This is a genomic window from Bacillus sp. AFS059628 (genome assembly GCF_002571225.1).
GTDB lineage: Bacteria > Bacillota > Bacilli > Bacillales > Bacillaceae_G > Bacillus_A.
On record NZ_NVEC01000041.1, the window covers coordinates 1 to 18664 of the forward strand.

Genomic DNA, 18664 nt, shown 5'->3' on the forward strand with positions numbered 1-18664 from the left:
TTTCATTGGGTCACTTCAAAGTATGTAAATTCAATGGAGGTGTTTTTCGTTTGAAGACAAGAGTTCATTACCCAGAAGAAACAAAGTGGAAAGTGATTGAAATGAAGAAAGACGGCTATTCAAATCGTACAATTATGGAGAAACTCGGAATTAAAAATGTTTCCCAAATTAAGACATGGATGAAATGGTATCGTACAGATCAAACGTATCGTTTTCAACAACCTGTAGGAAAACAATATTCTTATGGAAAAGGACCAAAAGAGCTCAGTGAATTAGAACAGCTACGTTTAGAAAATAAACATCTAAAAACAAAATTACTTGTATGGGGAAAGTATCTGGAAATCGAAAGGGGCTGAAACCAGAAACTGTAGTTACTTTATGGGAAAATGTAAAAACAAAAATAACGGTAAAAGAATTGTGTAACGTATTAGAATTACCCCGTTCCACATTTTATCGTTGGTTACAACGAACGGAAGATTTGAAAGATGGTATAGAAGAGAAAGTAAAGGACGTTTGTCTTAGGCATAAATTCCGGTATGGATATCGAAGAGTGATCGCTACTCTTCGAAAAATGGGACTGTGTGTCAATCATAAAAAAGTATTACGAATCATGAAACAAAATCACATTCTTTCAAAAGTACGTCGAAAGAAAAAGAAATATATCAATGGTGCGGAACCAATGGTAGCCCGTCATCGATTGGAGCGCCAATTCAATGCATCCAGACCAAATGAAAAGTGGTTTACCGATGTGACGTATCTCTTATTTGGAGAGCGTACCTTGTATTTATCAACGATTATGGATGCCTTTAATCGTGAAATTATTAGTTGTGTCATCAGCGAATCACAAACACTGACATTAGCGATGAAGACATTAAAACAAGCAATGAGAGGGCGAAAAGTAAAAGATGTCCTTCTTCACTCAGATCAAGGAAGTATTTATACAGCAAAAGAATTTCAAGCGTATGCCAAAGAAAACGGCATTATCACCAGCATGTCCCGGAGAGGAAATTGCCATGATAATGCCGTCATGGAAAGCTTCTTTGGTCATTTAAAAAGTGAAGCTTTCTATTCACAAAAGATAACAAAAGTATCCAACACAACTGTGCGAAAGATTGTGCTAGAATACATTCATTACTACAATTGTGTGCGAATTCAAGAAAAATTAAACCACCTATCCCCTAAAGAATTTAGGGAACAAGTGGTTTAGGTGTTTTGATTGGTGTCCCGTTTTCAGGGTTCACTTCAGTAGTGGAGTATGGTTTTTGGTTGCCGATTTTTGGGGGATGGCTTCGGAATGTAGATGATGAATCTATGCCGCCTACGTTTGAGTATGCAAAACAAACAGCGCAAGCGGCAGAACAATTAGGTTTTTCAACAACACTTATTGCAAAATTAAATTTAAATGATATAAAAGGTGTGTCAGCACCAAGTTTAGAAGCGTGGACAACTGCGGCAGCACTTGCAGCAGTAACGGATAAATTAGAGATTATGACAGCTGTCAGACCTGGATTCCACAATCCAGCTGTTACAGCGAAAATGGCGGCGAATATCGATCAATTAAGTAATGGTCGTTTTACATTGAATGTAGTTTCAGCATGGTGGGAAGAAGAAGCGAGACAGTACGGCGGAGTATTTACCGCACATGATGAAAGGTATGATCGCACAGAGGAATTTGTAACAATTTTGAAAGAGCTTTGGAAAGAAGACGAGTTTTCTTATAAGGGGAACTTTTATGAGCTTCAGCATACACATTTAAGTCCAAAACCTGTGCAGAAACAAGGCATTAAGCTTTATGCAGGTGGTGAGAGTGAGCGAGGAAAAGAGGTCATTGTAAATCACGCGGATGCATATGTAATGCACGGGGGAACAGTGGAAGAAGTAGCTGTGAAAATAGAAGATATGAAGAATCGTAGAAAGAAAGTGACAGAGGAGCCATTGCAGTCATTCGGGCTGGCGGCTTACGTCATTTGTCGTGATACAGAAGAAGAGGCGTTAGAAGAATGGAGACGTATAACGGATGTGAAAGATGATGCGTTAGGTTACGCGGGTTACCAAGATTTTGTGAGTAAATCGCAGTTGGAACAGCAAGTAAAGCTCAATGATTATTCCGTATCGAATCGCGGGTTACGTCCTAATTTAATCGGAACACCAGAACAAATTGCAGAGAGAATACTTGCTTTTGAAGAAGTCGGTGTGACGTTATTACTTTTACAATTTTCACCACAGCTTGAAGAGATGAAACGATTTTCTGAAAAAGTGATGCCATTAGTTGAAGCAAAAAGAAAGGAATTGATTACAAATGAGTAAAATTTACATATTACATGAGAATAAGGAATGGACGAATCATTTAGTGAAAAGGCTGGAAGAACTGGAGTTGACATATGAGGAATGGCTTTTAAATGAAGGAACACTTCCGTTAGAACAAGAACCTCCCAAAGGTGTTTTTTATAGCCGCATGAGTGCTTCTTCACATACGAGAGGGCATCGATATGCACCTGAGTTGACTGAAGGAGTTTAGAGGGATATGGAAGAACAGTATTTAACGGGTCTCGTGCGTTACGTCTTGAAGTAAGTAAATTGAATCAATATGCAGCATTAAGAAAATTTGGGATACAAGTGCCGAAAACAATTGGTGCTGTTGGCCGTGATCATATAGTAAAAGCAGCAAAGGAGTTAGGAGAAGTACCGTTCATTACGAAGCATAACCGTGCAGGTAAAGGTCTTGGTGTTCAACTATTTCATTCCATTGATGCTTTAGAACAATATTTGGACAGTCCGGCGTTTGAAGAGCCTATTGATGGAATTACTTTAATCCAGCAATATATTGAAGCGCCAGAACCATATATTACACGTTGTGAATTTGTAGGCGGTCAGTTTGTATATGCAGTTAAAGTAGATACATCAGAGGGATTTGAGCTTTGTCCAGCAGATGCTTGCTCGATTCAAGATGCTTTCTGCCCAGTAGGAGAAGAGAGTAAGAAAGAGTCATCAACAAAATTTGAAATTATATCGGACTTCCACGAGCCAATTATTGAACAATACAAAGAGTTCTTGAAAGAAAATGAAATTACCGTTGCTGGTATTTAATTTATTCGCAGTGCGGATGGAACAATTTATACGTATGATATTAATACAAACACAAACTATAATTCTGACGCAGAGTCTGTAGCGAATCAATTTGGTATGCTAGAGCTTGCTACATTCCTTGGAAGAGAATTAGAGAAACAAGTAGAGTCAGTTAAATAATAGATACGGTTCTAGTGAAAACTTTTGTTAAAGTAATCTTTGCGGATATTTTGAGTAGTTTGAAATAGGAGTAAGAAGATCCCCTCTAGCTTAAGCTAAAGGGGATCTTCTTACCCCTATATATATTCCAATAATTGCTTCTATATTCCTTCTGTAAGCTACCTCTGCTAAAAAATGTTCAACCCCCTCATAAACAGAAAATATTTTTTATGGGGGGAGGTATGTATTCAATTTAAGTTTATAAAAATTGAATGAAGGCGATGCAAGTTCTCACTTATTTAGAATAAGAGAAAAGGTGATGCTTTATTTGTTCAATAAAATAATGATGGTGTATATTATCGTTAGATACTCGACTTGCCATAATAGCTCCCTCCATTGAAGATGCAAGAAAAGAAGCGAGAGATATAATGTTTATATCTTCTTTAAATTCTTGTTTCTCTATTCCTTCCTTTATGAGAGAGGCCATTAACATTACTGTATCATCATAGCCTTTTGCTGCTGCTTTTTGTAATTCTGGAAATACTCCAGTACTTTCAATTGCGCTATTAAGCAATGGACAACCTCCAGCAATAGGAGGATTATTAGCTGCATCTTGATATATAAGGAAAATTGCAAGGATTTTATCAATTGCTGTCTTTTGATTTTCCATTGCTTTATGGAAATGCCCCCACATAATCTCACCACTTTTGTTGTAGGCAGCAAGGACAATTTCTTCTTTATTTTTGAATCTACGATAAATAGAACCTTTAGGTAGTTCAGTAGCTGTCATAATATCCTGGATGGATGTGCGAGTGATCCCATTAGTATTAAATAAATATAAAGATGTTTCGATAATTTTTTCTTTTACCTTATCAACTTTAGTCATGCTTTGTAATCCTCCTAATAAAAACGAGCTTAATATCTAGGTAATGTTTACCATTTATTTTCATGAATTTTTATTGTAAGTATAAATAAGTTTGAAGTTAATTAAATTATATTATCTATATTATTTAAAAGAATTTTCTGTCAATAACAAAAGGACAAATTGGTTAATTCAGTGATATTATACAACTAATTTCACCTAAAATCATAGAAGAAGTAAAAATATAGTTAATTTTAATGTATAGACATATAACTATTATGTCTAATTTTTATTAATATTTTTAGCTAAAGGGGTTGAGCTACTCCTACTTTCATTTCATTCTATAAAAGGTTAATCATTGATAATGAGTGATTACTGGAATTTGATTGTAAATAAGCCACTGATTTTATTTTGTTAATAACTTGTAAAAAGGGTTTAAAAAACTAGAAACTTATAGTATCATTAGATTCTTAATAGAACCGAACCGACCGGTCCGTTCGTGAAAGATTAGAAAGGAGTGGCATCTGTTAATAGAGGAAGATATTTTTAGTTTGATATTCTAATAGGATTACCAATACCTAATTCGAACATTAGAATATGCAATAGTGAAAGGAGTAGAGTATGAAAAAAATCTATCAATATTTATGACACTTTGTGTATTCTGTTGGTGTTTCCTAGATTCAATGTGTTTGCTAAATCAGTAGAGGGAATAGACCATACACTTAAAAACAAATGAAGCAAAGGATATGTGTTACAGAGAGCATGAAGGACACTTAAAGTTTCAATAGCCATTGCATAAAAAAATAGATTTTGTAATTGTGCAAGATGCGAGTGGAAGTTTTAGAGATTCTATAGGTAGTGTTAAAAATGCAACGGATTAAGTAGGAAAAGGCTACAATACAGAGTTAAAAGAGATTCCAGGCTATAAATAAGCCTAATGGTTAGTTTTTTATATAAAATTATAGCAAGATCACAATTCATTAATTTTTATTTAAGGAGTATTAAAATGTTAGATTTATTTGAAAATAACAGTTGGAAGAAGACAAATATATTTTTCGCTGTGATAATTGTATTCATTACGACTTTTGCACTTATGTACGCTGAATTATTAGGAGACTTTGGTGCTTTTACTGCTTGGTCTTATTTAACTATTGGTGGGGGATTGTCCCTTATTTTGCTCGTTGGATACGATAAAGCAAAATCATTTTTTAGACAAATGAATAAAGGCAGTTGGAAATGGATCTTTATATCAATTATATTAGGATATCTGGTTAGCTTATTATTTGTTGGTATAGGTACTCTTATGAATACCCCTTTAGCAGAAAATGCTGGTTTTGAAGAGCCGGATACAACTCTTCCATTATGGATCGAGTTTCTTGATTATAGTATGAAGTTTTTTAGTTTAATTGGAGAAGAAGTTATTACAGCGGCTATAGCAGTTATTGTATTTTACTTTGCAAGCAAAAAATTTGACTCAGCAACTTCGTGGGTAATATCAGCAATTATTTCAGCGATTATTTTTGGATTGATGCATTATACTACTTATGACGGTAATATTTTTCAATGTGTATTTGTAATTGGTATCGGACGTTTGCCATTTACTTATGCTTGGAGAAAAACAGGTAGCTTATGGGGCGGTATTTGGGCACATGTCATTTATGATGTGTCACTACTTGTTTTAACTTACTTAGGTTAATAATCTATATTACAAAGTATTGATTCATATTTGAGGGATGGCAAATGCGAAAAATATTCAATTGTTATAAAAGTTTGGAATCCAATAATGAATAAGACACATAAAGAAAAGGTACCCATATAGGTACCTTTTCTAATAGTTTTTTAGCAGAAACAACTGCATCCGATAATGATTAATAGAATAAATAATACAACTAATAAAGCAAATCCTCCAGCGAAACCGCCGCCTTCGCCGCAACTACCACCATATCCCATAACAATAGTGCCTCCTTTAGATAAGAGGGTAAAACTAGGGTTCATTTCATGGATTTTAACGGGTTCACTTTACTTTATGTTTTAAAGAATAAATGGAGCAGGTCCTTTTGAAAATAAAGAAAAGACGCCATTAGGTGCCTTCCTTCGACTTTTGTAAGTAACTTTTACGAAATTATGATTGTTTTTTATTTTGTATTTCAATCAGTTCATCTGGTAGCGTTTTTGTATAATATTCTTTTTCTGTTAGTTCAAATATAAATAATGCTTTTTTCCAGTTATAAACAACCTCTTCTACATTATGTTGTTTAATCTTTAATAAATATTGACCTTTTAAATAGAATAGTTCACCTAATAGGTATAAAGTATTTAAATTAATTGCTAATTTTATACCCTTATCAAGGTATTTTATTGCCTCTTCATGTTGATATATGGAGTCTAAACATTTTGCTAAATTTAACATGATTTTTAATTTAATTTCTTTATCTCTAGGAAAATCTAACTTATTAAAATTAGTTAAACATCTTTTTAATATATTAATACCTTTTTCATAATTTTTATTTTCTGCATAAAATATAGCCATTGTTTGCATAATATCTATTTCTCTTTCTGATAAAAAATCAGAATTAGTTAAAGTCAGTTTTAATGCATTATTTAAAAGATCTAAAGCAGTTTTTATTGATCTATCCACCATAAATATAGCAATTGCTTCGTGCCATATTAGAAACTGTTTCTCTTCTTTTGTTTGAAAATTATTTAAGTTTTTCTCTTTTTTTACTATTTCATAAAGTTCTTTATATTGTTTTTGCTTTAAGCAGTCTTTTATTACGTATTTTACGTTTTCTACATATTTTAATCTTTTGTTTTGAGTTAGTGCAAATATATTATTTGGATCAATACCAAGTCTTTCTGATAATTGATATAACAATATACTAGATGGATAAATCATACCTTTTTCAATCTTGCTAATTTGACTTTGTGAACATATTCCATGACATAATTCGGATTGTGATATATTTTTTTTCATTCTAAGTTCTTTAATGATAATACCCAAATCTTTAAATTCCATTTTTCCACCTACTATCTAGCACTTTATTTGTAAAGGGATATTCCTTTACCTTAATGTAATGTAAAAATAATATAGTTGCAATTATTGTTTGGTGTAAAGGGCTTACCGTTTTCATAATGTGGTTAGGATTTTAGTATGTACAAAGAAGACACCCAAAGGCGCCTTCCTGCGACTTGAACCATCTTAATTTTAATAATATGTATTGGAAGCTCATACGAATATTATTTTACCATGTTAAATACCTAAATTCATTGAGAGAAAGATATAACTCATTATTCATTCTGTCAAAAAGGATTTATCTAACGTAACGTATGAATGTTCCATAAATGTATCAAAAAAATGAATAAATCGTGATTGGCATGAAAAAAGGGTTTTTACTATTACGTAAGAACCCATAAACAAAGAAAAAATCGTATGTGCCTCTATATTATTGTAATGAAATTAAATAAAAACGCTATTTTAATACAAAGCGAAATTGAAAGTTAACAAGCAATACTTAAAAAAGTAAAAGCGGCAAATCCGTAAACTAACAAGCTACTAGTAGCAAGGAATTTTATAAGTTCATTTGTAGAAATAATAGTTAAACATAATGCTATAGATGCACCTATAAAGAATTGGTACTTTGTATGTATATTTGTAAGATTAATTATTACAAGTACAGTTAAGAAAAGTGAAATGAAGTTAAAATATCTTTTCATTGTCATATTTCCTTTCAATGTTTGATCTGTATTTATTATACCAGCTTATACCAGTAATAACATACTTTGTAATGAGGTTTAATAGAAATCTTATTTTGCCATAAATAAAAAGGCGGTTGTTTCCACAATCACTTTTCAGTGAAACAATGCAATTTTTTAGAAATAAAATATGGATGATTCCTGAAAATGTTATAGGATATAATTCAATTTTTATCCCGCGTTAACGGAAAGTAAAACTCCCACCTCAAAATTCAGTTGGAGCAAAGAAGTTAAGTGGGGGATGAACAAAACCCCCACTAATTAAAGTTTCATTTTATAAGAAAGGAATGACTATATTATATGAAAACTTGTCTAACAAGGTTACATATAAAAGAGCAGCTAGCAATAGCTAACTGCTCAATACAAGGAGATACAGAGAAAACTAAATGAATGTTGGCATACAGCCTATCAACATTATGGACATAATATTGAGTTTTATTCAAAGGAATTCATGTTTTATAAATTAGATTACGATAGTCGATATTCTCCATATTGACCAGAAAAGAACCAAGAATTCTAGTGAAATTCCAAGTGTTCTTTTTCTAGTTTTTTGAAATTCTTTTATTAAATAGCCAACAGCACTAATTGCTATAAGAATGAAAAGAATAAGTTCTAGTGTAACTGGCATTTGATCCGCTCCTAATATGTTAATTTGTAATATAAACATTATAGGATATTTTTGTGGTTAGTAGTGAAAAATTTAGCAAAACTATCTCTATATGAAAAAAGATCCTGCTGTCTCCAACAGAACCTCTTCTAAAATGGCAAAGAGTAACTCTTACCTTACTCTTTGTTAATAATATTACAGGAGTGTTAATGAAAATCCAAGACTCCTTATATTGAGAAATAAAGAAGAATTATTCTAAAGAATTCCAATATAAAATTAGAGATTACCATGAAGGGAGTTATAATGAGTTACTACCTATTATATATTCATAAATAAAAACCATGATATTAATACGGAAAAATATATTAATATGAATTTTTGCATATTTTAAAATTCAATATATCCCTCAAAACCTTTTAATTGTATAATGTATTTTGTCATATTTTTAGATTTTTCGACAAAAAACAACATGAATAGAGAACAAATTGGGAGAAGGAATTATGTACACAAAACTATTAAAATCAATTACATCATTATCACTTATTGGTGGTGCTTTACTGTTTACAAATGGCAGTGATGTGAGAGCTGCTGAGGCGAGTATTTTTTCTGATGTGCCTACATCGCATTGGTCGTATCCGGCGATTAAAGATTTAGCGGGTAAAAACATTATTTCTGGTTATGGAAATGGGAAGTTTGGTTTCGGTGATGTTGCGACGAGAGAACAAGTTGCAGCTTTAATTTATCGCGTGTTAGTACCGAATAAGCAAGGTGGTACGTTTAGTAATGACGGTGCTCGTTATGTATTACAAGATGGATCCACTTTAAATAATCCGTATCGAGATATTCGTTCAGGTTCAACAATGTTTCCAGAAGAGGTTTTAACGCTAACGAAATTAGGGGTTTTTAAAGGTGATGCAAATGGGGGATTTAGACCGAAAGATTCTGTTAGCCGGGCAGAAATGGCGCAAATTCTTACAAACGCTTTCCATCTTTCTGCGAAACAAAAGCATACATTTAACGATGTTCCAAGTGGTTTTTGGGGTGAAAATGCAATTAGTGCAGTGCAGTCAAACGGGATTGCTTCTGGTACAGGTGAAGGGAAATTTGAGCCATACAGTACGGTAAAACGTGAACAATATGCACAGTTTTTATATAATACTTTGAAGTATAAAAAACCAGAAGTTGCGGTGCGAGATACAGGGGATGCGGCATTATTAGCAGCATTTAAAGATGAAGTGCAAAAGCGTATTAATACGTATGAAACAAATATTACACTTCCGTACAAAACGACAAATAGTAATACAAAAGAAGTAATGGATACACTTTTTAATGCCTATAAAGAAGTGGCAAGTAAAAATGAGTATACGAATTTTAATAGATCGAATGTTTCATATGGACTTTCTGGATCCCCTGGAAATTATACGTTTACGTTAAAGATTACATATCGTGAAACGAAAGAACAAACAGAATATGTAATGAAGCAAGCAAAGGCAATCGTTTCTTCTATTACGCAAGCTGGAATGGATGATCACGAAAAAGTGAAGGCGATTCATGATTATGTTGTAAAACAGGTTTCTTATGATACGTCTTATAAAGCTTACACAGCATATGAAGCACTTGTAAATCGTTCTGCGGTTTGCCAAGGTTATGCACTATTAACCTATCAATTATTAAAAGAAGCTGGAATTGAGAATCATTTTGTAGTAGGAACTGGAGACGGACAGCCTCATGCTTGGAACTTGGTGAAAATCGAAAACAAATGGTATCACCTTGATACAACATTCGATGATCCGGTGCCAGATGAGCAGGGCCGTGTAACGTATTCTTATTTCAACTTATCAGATGAGCAAATCGCAAGAAATCATGAGTGGAATCGCGTAGACTATCCGCAAGCTACAACAAATTATTATAGTACATTAACAAATAAAATTGCGGCAGGTGGTACGAAGACCCCTGCGTATCAACAAATTTTAAAAGATACAAAGTTAAATTATTTGGGAAATGATTACATCGCAAATAACTATAATGAATTCAAAAATAAAATGCAGCAACGTTATAACGAAAAGTCACCAAAGATTGAAATTCTGTATAAACAATCAATGGATGGCGCATTGCAAGATGTGAAAAAGGCAATTGGGGAAATCGGTTATCCGCAAGGGGCAAACCGTGTTTCTTATAAAGCTGAGCCGTATAATGCGAAAGAAGGATATTCTTTAGTGACGATTACGTTTATGTAATGATCAAGAAAAAGCATCTGTTTCAGATGCTTTTTTTATTTTTATCCGACAAAATATGACAATGTATAAATGACTTGTTTGCTACCATGAGGTGAGAAATCTTACATGTTGCTGAAATAACTAGTACATACCGGAGGCAAACAATATGAAACGAAAATTACTTACAGCATTAGCATGCGGTACATTACTTGTGAGCATGGCTGCTTGTAGCACAAATGAGAAGACTGCAACTGAAGCAAAGCCTAAACAAGAAGAAAAAGTTCAAACCAACCAAAAACAACAAAAAGATAGTTACGTAGTAAGTGAAGAGCAATTATCTAAAGCGGCACAGATGATTGGAGAAATCAAAAGCGAGCAAACTATAAATGACATGATGATACATATGTCTCTCCAAAAACTCACATTTAATGGGAATAATCTTCATGTTTCTGGTACTCGTGATGTAGGGCGATTTCAAATGACGAAAGAAAACATTCAGTACTTAAAAAACAACTTAAATGTTATCAATAATGATGAAAGAAAAAGATATGAATCTATTTTGAACAAATGGTACGGTGGAGATTTCGAATCTGTAGTTGAAGACTATAGTGAAATTCATTATTTACGCTCTGGAAAAAAGCAAAGTATGGAGGGAGCTAAACTAGCTAAAAAAACGAATAGTGATGAAAAAGAATTTATTCTCCATTTCTTTGGTCAAGAGGGGTTAGATGTTCATAATAAAGAGTGGAAACATGGAGAGTTATAGAAATAAAACTGAATTGCATACAAATGAAAATACAATGCTTTTATTCTGCAATATGGTATTTGCTTCGGAGATAGTATTACACCGGCTTAGCATGTGGTTTTACCTTTAATTAATAGCTTGTTCTCTTATTAATCGCTGCATGGATTACCAAAATATCTAATACAGAAGACCGGCATACATAAACTATTGTATTTCTCAATAAACAAAAACAACTTAACATGGTAAAATAATAGTTGGATGGGAGTCCAATACATATTATTAAAATTAAGATGGTTCAAGTCGGAGGAAGGCACCTTAGGGTGTCTTTTTCTTTTTTAAAATGACAGTTTTGACTTAAAGAAGATACATTTTCAATGGATGATTCCCATGAATATATAAATAAAGTTTATCCATTGATAACTAAGTTGAAAGTGGAAAATATGTTGTAATAACAATTTTACTTCTTCTATTTTCATGAATATGTATAATTACATAAAAATTCAAGGGAAAAGAGAGTATACTTTCTTATTGTGTAATAAAGATAAGGCCCGCCTACGGAAATAGGTGGGCTTTTTTTACATATAAAGAAAAGACACTCACATGAGTGTCTTTTCGATAGTTTTTTAGCAGAAGCAAGCAGCTCCAACGATGATTAATAAAATAAACAATACAACTAATAAAGCAAATCCTCCGGCGAAGCCACAGCCGCCACAACTACCACCAAAGCCCATAACAGTTCCTCCTTTTAATAGGAGGAGAAAAACAAAGGTTCACTCATGTGTTTTAACGGATTCCATTTACTTTATGCTTTTACGAATGAATGGAGCAGGTCCTTTTCAAAATAGATTTATTTATTCTTAGAAAGAGTTCAAGGGCAAAATAGGAGAATCTATATTATTCATTAAGAGGGGATAAGTGGAAAATAAAATATCCAAAAATACAGATGGAAATCCGCTTTTATACCTTTCATTAAAATAATACTAGCATTATATATTATAAGGAATACTTGTCCTTAATTGTAAATGAAAGGGGGGAATTGATATGAGTTATGGCTATAGTCATCCTCCTGGAAGATGTCATAAACATCACAATGAAACTTTGTCAACGGGTGTATTACGTAGACATTCCGCTACGTTGTTTCTTACTGTGGAAGCTATGAATGTTGATCCAGATGATACTCATACAGTAACTGTTGAAATGTTTGATTGGTCATCGGGTTCTCCGGTATTGTTACCATTAGTAGACCCTTCAACACAAACATTGGCACCTAATCGATATGTTACTTTTCGTTCAGCAGCTCTTCCTCCAGGAGTTTTTGCTTATGAAGTAAGAATCATTCGTTCGAAAGATAGAGATGTTGTTACGAATGTTTTTGGTCTTAGTGCAATAGTATTTAACCCACAAGAAGGAAATAATGTTTTACAACATGATTTAGCAAAATTAGATCTTAAATAGATTTTATAAAAGTTTATTTATGGGACAAGATTAAAAAAGAGTAGGATGTAATCCTACTCTTTTTTAACATCAATTATATTAAAGTTTTAAAAGAAATCCTTCATCATTTTTGCATCTTTAATGTTCACTACCACACCTTCAACTTTATCTTTCTTCTCATCTTTAGCAATCGTAATTTGCTCCTTATTATCAACCCACACAAGAAACTCTTCTTTTACGTCATCTTTATATGTAACGGTTATAGTAGAATGTGCAGATTCTCTCTTTTTTTGATCTAGTGTGATTTGCTTAGGAGTGCCTTTTTGAACTGCTGAAACGATAGATTGTATCATTTCTTCGTTGTCTGTTTGAGATTTTGAAACGTTGTTATTTTTTGTGCTAAGTATTTCGATATCTGTAATATTTGCGGAGTTTAATTGAAAGGCATTTTGTTTCTGTTCTTGTTTAGCTTGTGGGGATTTGTCTGTAGCTGAGGTACTTGCACAGCCTATTAAAGTGAAAGATAGAGCGGTTAGAGCGCATATAGATATGATTTTTTTCATAGTATCCCTCCTTATGTTTAATTATAACAATTTTCTGTTAATTTAGGTAGTTATTGTAAGTAGATTTATTCTACTAGTTTTAGGATAGAAAAAATTCACATAACTTTTTTCATATTTTATGTTTAACATTTCGAAAATGGGTGTACTACATATAATATAACAAATAATTCATTTTAAAGGAGGAAGTTAAAGATGGAAACGAAGTATAGTAAACCTTTTGTATATGAATTTATTACGGAGAAAGAGGTCATGAATGCGGCGAATGATCTAGTGAAGAAAGGAATAGACCAAAAAGATATTTACGTATTAACACATGAGAAAGAAAGGACAGATAGAATTGCAGACAATGCAGACGTGAATACAATTGGAATAAAAGAGGAGGGACTTGGGACAAGCATTATTAACGTCTTTCAAAACACGGGAGATCAGTTAAGAAATAAGATGCAAGAGTTAGGACTTAATGAAGAAGAAGCAAACTTTTATGAAGAAAAACTGGATGAAGGAAAAATCTTGTTATTCGTAAAGGATTTAGAAAGAGTCGGTGAATGGTTACAAGAAAGAAGATGCATGTATTCTATTTAAATTTGTATCCTGTAAATCTATAAATCTATTACGAAAAGGAGATGGGAAATATGAGTGAGAATGGGCTAAAAGAACAAGTTAAAGGTAAAGTTGAAAAGAAAAAAGGACAAGTAAAAGAAGGAATTGGTGAAGTTACAGACGATAGAGAGTTGAAAAATGAAGGGAAGTGGGAAAAGGCGAAGGGAACGATAAAAGAAAAAGTCGGAAAAGTGAAACAAAAGATAAGTGATGAATTGGATAATAAAGAATAATATATGTTCATCAAGCTTTGGTTACATACCAAAGCTTGATGAATCCAATATAAAACGAATATAGGAGGTTTAATTGTGGGACTTATTATTACGTGTATTGTAGGTGGACTTATTGGTGCGTTAGCTGGAATGATTACGGGAAAAGACTTTCCTTTAGGTATAGTTGGTAATGTGATTGCCGGATTAATCGGATCTTGGGTAGGTAGTGCGTTATTTGGTCATTGGGGTCCTGAATGGGGAGGCATCTTTATTCTTCCAGCTTTATTAGGTGCAATCGTCTTTATTTTAATCGTTACATTCTTTTCTAGAATGCTTCGGAAAGCGTAAGTATGATAATGAATAATAATCTTAAGTTTGTTATATGTGACTATAAGGTTAATAAGCTCGTAAAAATACATAAAAAAAGCATCCAATTAAACTAATTTGGATGCTTTTTTTATGTAATCTGCATAGGAATGAGTGGAGGATGAAGAACCTCCACTCATTAACATTACACTTTCTATTATGTATTAAGCCATCGTTACTTTTTTACAATTATTTATTCTTACGACTTGCCTTGGTTCTATATGAGATAAGTCCTCGCTATTACCTATATCCACTACAATTGTATTCGTTAGTATGTTAATAATGGAACCAACTAATTTTGTAGCATGATCGTGTCGATAAGAAAATTGAACGAAATCTCCCTTTTTAAAGTTGTGCTCTTCCATAGATAGATCCCCCTAAAAATAATGTTTATACATTATACATACACAAAATTATAAGTTTTAAACATTTATTAGTACGATTTAAGCGTTAAGCCAAGAAAGGTGTAGAAAATTTATTTATAATGAAAATGAAAAAATATGTTTAAAATTAATCTTTATGGGTAATTAACATAGTAGTAGTTTGAGATAAGGGGGCGGAAATGATGAATTTGGTAGTAAATATTTTACAAAATGATGTGGGTTATACGGTACAACTTAATGGTGAGATTGATGCGTATACGGCATCAGATTTAAAAAATAAGATGATGCCTATTGCAAGCGAAAAAGAGGTTCATATTGTAGTAGATTTTACTGAGGTAGAGTATATGGATAGTACAGGTTTAGGCGTATTTATAGCTCTATTAAAAGCGGTTAAGAAAAATGATGGCAAACTAGAATTTATTGGTGTCTCTAAAAGGTTAAAAAGATTATTTGATATTACAGGACTAACAGAAATATTAAATTTAAATTCCGATTTTGAAAAAGTAGAAAGAAGGTGACTAGGGATGATGGAGAGATTTGAAAAGATAGAAATGAAAATTCCTGCAAAGGCAGAATATGTGGCTATTATTCGTTTAACAATGGCTGGTGTTGCGAATCGAATGGGCTTTGCTTATGACGATATAGAAGATATGAAAATTGCTATTAGTGAAGCATGTACAAATATTGTACAACATGCATACAAAGAAGACGTTGGAGAAATTGCAATTGTCTTTGGTCTATATGAAGATCGATTAGAAATTATGGTTGCTGATAATGGGGTTAGCTTTGATTTTAGTACCTTAAAAGAGAAAGTTGGTCCGTATGATATTAGTAAACCAGTAGAACATTTGCCGGAAAATGGTTTAGGTTTATATTTAATTAATACGTTAATGGATGATATACAAATTATGCATGATGAGGGCATGACAGTTTTAATGACAAAATATATACAAAGAGAGCAGGTGGAGAATGATGGAAATCCAATCTCAACCTACAAATCTTGCTAAAGAAGACGTTATTAAACTAATTGCAGACTTCCAACAAAACCAATGTGATGAAGCACAGGAAAGATTAGTGAATCACTATAAAAACCTCGTACATTCCATTGCATATCGCTATTCAAAAGGTGGACCGATGCATGAGGATATTATACAAGTAGGAATGTTAGGGCTCTTAGGCGCAATAAGAAGGTATGATTACTCAATAGGGAATGCTTTTGAGCCGTTTGCCATACCTACGATAGTAGGGGAAATAAAGAAGTATTTACGTGATAAAACTTGGGGTATTCATGTTCCAAGGCGGATTAAAGATTTAGGCGGGAAGATTAAACTTGCGATAGAGGAGCTAACAGATCATCTACAACGTTCACCGAAGATTATAGAGATTGCAGATCATTTAGGACTATCCGAAGAGGAAGTGCTAGAAATTATGGATGCGAAAAATAATTATCGCGTATCTTCCTTAGATGATGTAGTTGAAAATTCATCTGATGGCAGTTCGGTAGCGAGAATTGAATCTGTAGGTGAAGTAGAGCAAGGATATGAAGAGACAGAAAGGCGTCTCGTTTTAAAGGATATTTTTAACGTATTAAATGAGACGGAAAAGAGTGTTATTCATTATATATTTGGAGAAAATTTAAATCAAAAGGATACAGGGGAACGGTTAGGTATTTCACAAATGCATGTTTCTCGTATTAAAAGACAAGCGATAAGTAAATTGAAGCAAGCGGCGTTTTTAGATACATAAAAAATTTAAAGAGTTATGTTTAAAACATGAGAAAAGGGGTAGTTATTAAGTATAGGAGGAGATATAAAAATGTCACACGATGTGAAAGAACTAATCGAAGGATTGAATGAAGATTTAGCAGGAGAATACTCGGCAATTATTATGTATAACCATAATGCTGCTACAGTTTCTGGTATATATAGACAAGTGTTAAAACCTTTCTTTGAATCTGAAATTAGTGATGAACAAGGACATGCCCTATATTTAGCGGAGAAAATTAAGACGTTAGGTGGTACACCTACTACGATCCCTTTACCAGTGAAACAAGTAGAAGATGTTAGAGAAATGTTAGAAGAAGCTAGGAAGTCAGAATATGAAACAATTAAGCGTTATGAAAAGAGAAAAGAACAGGCAGCGAAATTAAATATGACAGAGTTAGTTGTAAAGTTAGAAGATATGATCGCAGATGAAACAAATCATATGGAAGAGTTAGATCGTCTTTTAAGTGACAAAGCAATGGTGTTAAATTAATTTATAGAGTGAAAGAACAAACTCTCATTTCTAGGGGGTTTGTTCTTTTGCTGTATAAAAAATATGTTTGAGTAGGAAATTTTCATTTTATAACTGAGTATGCAATACTAGAAAAATAGAAAATGATATTAGATTTACATTTTAAATAAGAAAAGGGGAAATAACTTGTGTCCATTTTAATTGTCGATGATAATCCGGTTAACATCTTTGTAATTGAAAAAATTTTAAAACAAGCCGGATATCAGGATCTTGTATCGCTGAATTCTGCACAAGAGCTTTTCGAATACATCCATTTTGGAAAAGATTCTTCCAGGCATAATGAAATTGATTTAATACTATTAGATATTATGATGCCTGAAATTGATGGACTTGAAGTTTGTAGGCGATTACAAAAAGAGGAGAAGTTTAAAGATATTCCTATTATTTTTGTAACAGCTTTAGAAGATGCGAATAAATTAGCTGAAGCGCTTGATATAGGCGCAATGGATTATATTACGAAACCGATAAATAAAGTTGAATTGTTAGCGCGTATGCGTGTAGCATTACGCTTGAAATCAGAATTAAATTGGCATAAAGAACAAGAGGAAAACCTTCGTAATGAATTGGATTTAGCTACACAAGTACAAAGAAACTTATTAAGTAGCCCATTAAGAGAAGATCATATAAAAATTGAAGCAAGCTATTTACCTTCATTCAAACTAGCTGGAGATATGTATTATTGGTATAAAATCGATGAAAACCGCTACGGTATTATATTATTGGACGTAATGGGACATGGTATATCTGCTTCATTAGTTTGTATGTTTATTTCGTCTGTATTACGTGAAACGATTAAATGTTTAATTGATCCAGAACTCGTCATTAAAGACTTAAATAAATATATGACTCTTTTACATAATGAGAATGACAATATTCCATATTATTTTACAACGATATACTTAGTAGTGGATACAGAAAAGAGAACGATTGAATATGTAAATGCAGGACATCCTTCTGGATACGTTTTAGTTGATGAAACAAATATGGTTGAACTGAATCGCGGGAGTTGTGCGGTAGGATTTTTTGATGAAATAAAAGTTGAAAAGACAGTTATACCTTTTAAGAAGAACGCTCAAATCACATTGTTTACAGATGGTGTTCTTGAAGCAATTGCAAATGATGAATTTGAGGCTGAAGAGAAATTACGTGCTTTTACAGAAAGAAAATGGGGAGATTTAGAAGAAGAGATAGAAGGGTTTTATAAGGAAGAACAGAAGAAAGCGCAATCAGATGATATGTGCCTCATTATGATACAAACGAATGCGAAATAAAAAGCGTATGAAATCCAAATAGAGGATTTCATACGCTTTTTACCCCGCATTAACGGGCAGTAAGACTCCCACAAAAAAATTAGTCTGAAGCAAAGGAGATAGGTGGGAGATCAACTGCCCGTAAATGCCCGA

Annotated in this window: 21 protein-coding genes and 1 pseudogene; 15 read left to right on the top strand and 7 right to left on the bottom strand. The window is 32.9% G+C overall.

The genetic code is table 11. The features are described 5' to 3' along the window. The first annotated feature begins 50 nt into the window (after positions 1-50). The 3 genes and pseudogenes from COL05_RS14305 (at position 51) to COL05_RS14315 (ending at position 3246) form a co-directional block, all read left to right on the top strand. A protein-coding gene (locus COL05_RS14305; RefSeq protein WP_098669101.1) for an IS3 family transposase occupies positions 51-1207 on the top strand; the annotation gives its coding sequence in 2 pieces (ribosomal slippage) (positions 51-303 and positions 303-1207; 1158 coding nt in all). A gap of 41 nt (positions 1208-1248) precedes the next feature. Further along, a complete protein-coding gene (locus COL05_RS14310; RefSeq protein WP_098669114.1) occupies positions 1249-2307 on the top strand; it encodes an LLM class flavin-dependent oxidoreductase in 1059 nt (352 codons plus the stop codon). Then, positions 2300-3246, top strand: a pseudogene (locus COL05_RS14315) (ATP-grasp domain-containing protein). Before COL05_RS14310 ends, COL05_RS14315 begins: the two are co-directional and overlap by 8 nt. A gap of 274 nt (positions 3247-3520) precedes the next feature. Here the strand turns inward: COL05_RS14315 and COL05_RS14320 are convergent. After that, entirely contained in the window at positions 3521-4111 is a 591-nt protein-coding gene (locus tag COL05_RS14320) for a TetR/AcrR family transcriptional regulator (protein WP_098669102.1), read from the bottom strand. A 982-nt stretch (positions 4112-5093) separates the two neighbouring features. Here COL05_RS14320 and COL05_RS14325 point away from each other — a divergent pair. Continuing rightward, positions 5094-5783 carry a CPBP family glutamic-type intramembrane protease gene (locus tag COL05_RS14325; protein WP_098669103.1) on the top strand — a complete coding sequence of 230 codons (690 nt, stop codon included), beginning with the start codon at positions 5094-5096 and terminating at the stop codon, positions 5781-5783. 143 nt (positions 5784-5926) lie between these two features. Here COL05_RS14325 and COL05_RS14330 read toward each other — a convergent pair whose 3' ends face one another. The 3 genes from COL05_RS14330 to COL05_RS32190 form a co-directional block, all read right to left on the bottom strand. Then, positions 5927-6037, bottom strand: coding sequence for a YjcZ family sporulation protein (locus COL05_RS14330; RefSeq protein WP_098236520.1), 111 nt, complete (start codon positions 6035-6037; stop codon positions 5927-5929). Between the two features lie 172 nt (positions 6038-6209). After that, the gene (locus COL05_RS14335; protein WP_098669104.1) at positions 6210-7103 is read right to left on the bottom strand and encodes a helix-turn-helix domain-containing protein; all 894 of its coding nucleotides are present in this window, start codon (positions 7101-7103) and stop codon (positions 6210-6212) included. A gap of 482 nt (positions 7104-7585) precedes the next feature. Next, complete coding sequence (locus tag COL05_RS32190) at positions 7586-7801, bottom strand: hypothetical protein (RefSeq protein WP_306475315.1); 216 nt, start codon at positions 7799-7801, stop codon at positions 7586-7588. 1146 nt (positions 7802-8947) lie between these two features. Between COL05_RS32190 and COL05_RS14350 the strand changes: the two genes are divergently transcribed. Together COL05_RS14350 and COL05_RS14355 are read left to right on the top strand one after the other, a co-directional pair. Continuing rightward, a complete protein-coding gene (locus COL05_RS14350; RefSeq protein WP_098669107.1) occupies positions 8948-10684 on the top strand; it encodes an S-layer homology domain-containing protein in 1737 nt (578 codons plus the stop codon). 145 nt (positions 10685-10829) lie between these two features. Further along, positions 10830-11429, top strand: coding sequence for a DUF6241 domain-containing protein (locus COL05_RS14355; RefSeq protein WP_098669108.1), 600 nt, complete (start codon positions 10830-10832; stop codon positions 11427-11429). Between the two features lie 602 nt (positions 11430-12031). Here COL05_RS14355 and COL05_RS14360 read toward each other — a convergent pair. Further along, complete coding sequence (locus tag COL05_RS14360) at positions 12032-12139, bottom strand: YjcZ family sporulation protein (RefSeq protein ID WP_000505670.1); 108 nt, start codon at positions 12137-12139, stop codon at positions 12032-12034. A gap of 310 nt (positions 12140-12449) precedes the next feature. Here COL05_RS14360 and COL05_RS14365 point away from each other — a divergent pair, with 310 nt between their 5' ends. Continuing rightward, positions 12450-12863 carry a hypothetical protein gene (locus tag COL05_RS14365; RefSeq protein WP_098200956.1) on the top strand — a complete coding sequence of 138 codons (414 nt, stop codon included), beginning with the start codon at positions 12450-12452 and terminating at the stop codon, positions 12861-12863. 86 nt (positions 12864-12949) lie between these two features. Here the strand turns inward: COL05_RS14365 and COL05_RS14370 are convergent, their stop codons facing one another. Further along, positions 12950-13405: an LptM family lipoprotein gene (locus COL05_RS14370; protein WP_098669109.1), complete on the bottom strand. Its 456-nt coding sequence runs from the start codon at positions 13403-13405 to the stop codon at positions 12950-12952. A 192-nt stretch (positions 13406-13597) separates the two neighbouring features. Between COL05_RS14370 and COL05_RS14375 the strand changes: the two genes are divergently transcribed. From COL05_RS14375 to COL05_RS14385, 3 genes are all read left to right on the top strand, one after another. Beyond that, a complete protein-coding gene (locus COL05_RS14375; RefSeq protein ID WP_000448812.1) occupies positions 13598-13987 on the top strand; it encodes a YflT domain-containing protein in 390 nt (129 codons plus the stop codon). Between the two features lie 50 nt (positions 13988-14037). Then, positions 14038-14238, top strand: a complete 201-nt coding sequence (locus tag COL05_RS14380; RefSeq protein WP_098669110.1) for a CsbD family protein — start codon at positions 14038-14040, stop codon at positions 14236-14238. A gap of 75 nt (positions 14239-14313) precedes the next feature. Beyond that, on the top strand, positions 14314-14565 hold the full coding sequence (locus COL05_RS14385) for a GlsB/YeaQ/YmgE family stress response membrane protein (protein WP_000522902.1): 252 nt from the start codon (positions 14314-14316) through the stop codon (positions 14563-14565). Positions 14566-14747: 182 nt separating this feature from the next. On the opposite strand, the gene COL05_RS14390 is transcribed toward COL05_RS14385, so the two are convergent. Beyond that, the gene (locus COL05_RS14390; protein WP_048526512.1) at positions 14748-14948 is read right to left on the bottom strand and encodes a hypothetical protein; all 201 of its coding nucleotides are present in this window, start codon (positions 14946-14948) and stop codon (positions 14748-14750) included. A 197-nt stretch (positions 14949-15145) separates the two neighbouring features. Here COL05_RS14390 and COL05_RS14395 point away from each other — a divergent pair, with 197 nt between their 5' ends. From COL05_RS14395 to COL05_RS14415, 5 genes are all read left to right on the top strand, one after another. Then, positions 15146-15484 (top strand): STAS domain-containing protein, encoded by a 339-nt coding sequence (locus COL05_RS14395; RefSeq protein WP_142337498.1) that lies wholly within the window; start codon positions 15146-15148, stop codon positions 15482-15484. A 6-nt stretch (positions 15485-15490) separates the two neighbouring features. Next, positions 15491-15973 (top strand): anti-sigma B factor RsbW, encoded by a 483-nt coding sequence (gene rsbW / locus COL05_RS14400; RefSeq protein ID WP_060489146.1) that lies wholly within the window; start codon positions 15491-15493, stop codon positions 15971-15973. Then, on the top strand, positions 15936-16712 hold the full coding sequence (sigB, locus tag COL05_RS14405; RefSeq protein ID WP_098669112.1) for an RNA polymerase sigma factor SigB: 777 nt from the start codon (positions 15936-15938) through the stop codon (positions 16710-16712). Before rsbW ends, sigB begins: the two co-directional genes overlap by 38 nt. 69 nt (positions 16713-16781) lie before the next feature. Then, positions 16782-17222: a ferritin-like domain-containing protein gene (locus COL05_RS14410; RefSeq protein ID WP_000017748.1), complete on the top strand. Its 441-nt coding sequence runs from the start codon at positions 16782-16784 to the stop codon at positions 17220-17222. 167 nt (positions 17223-17389) lie between these two features. Next, positions 17390-18532, top strand: coding sequence for a fused response regulator/phosphatase (locus COL05_RS14415; RefSeq protein WP_098669113.1), 1143 nt, complete (start codon positions 17390-17392; stop codon positions 18530-18532). The last annotated feature ends 132 nt before the right edge of the window (positions 18533-18664 follow it).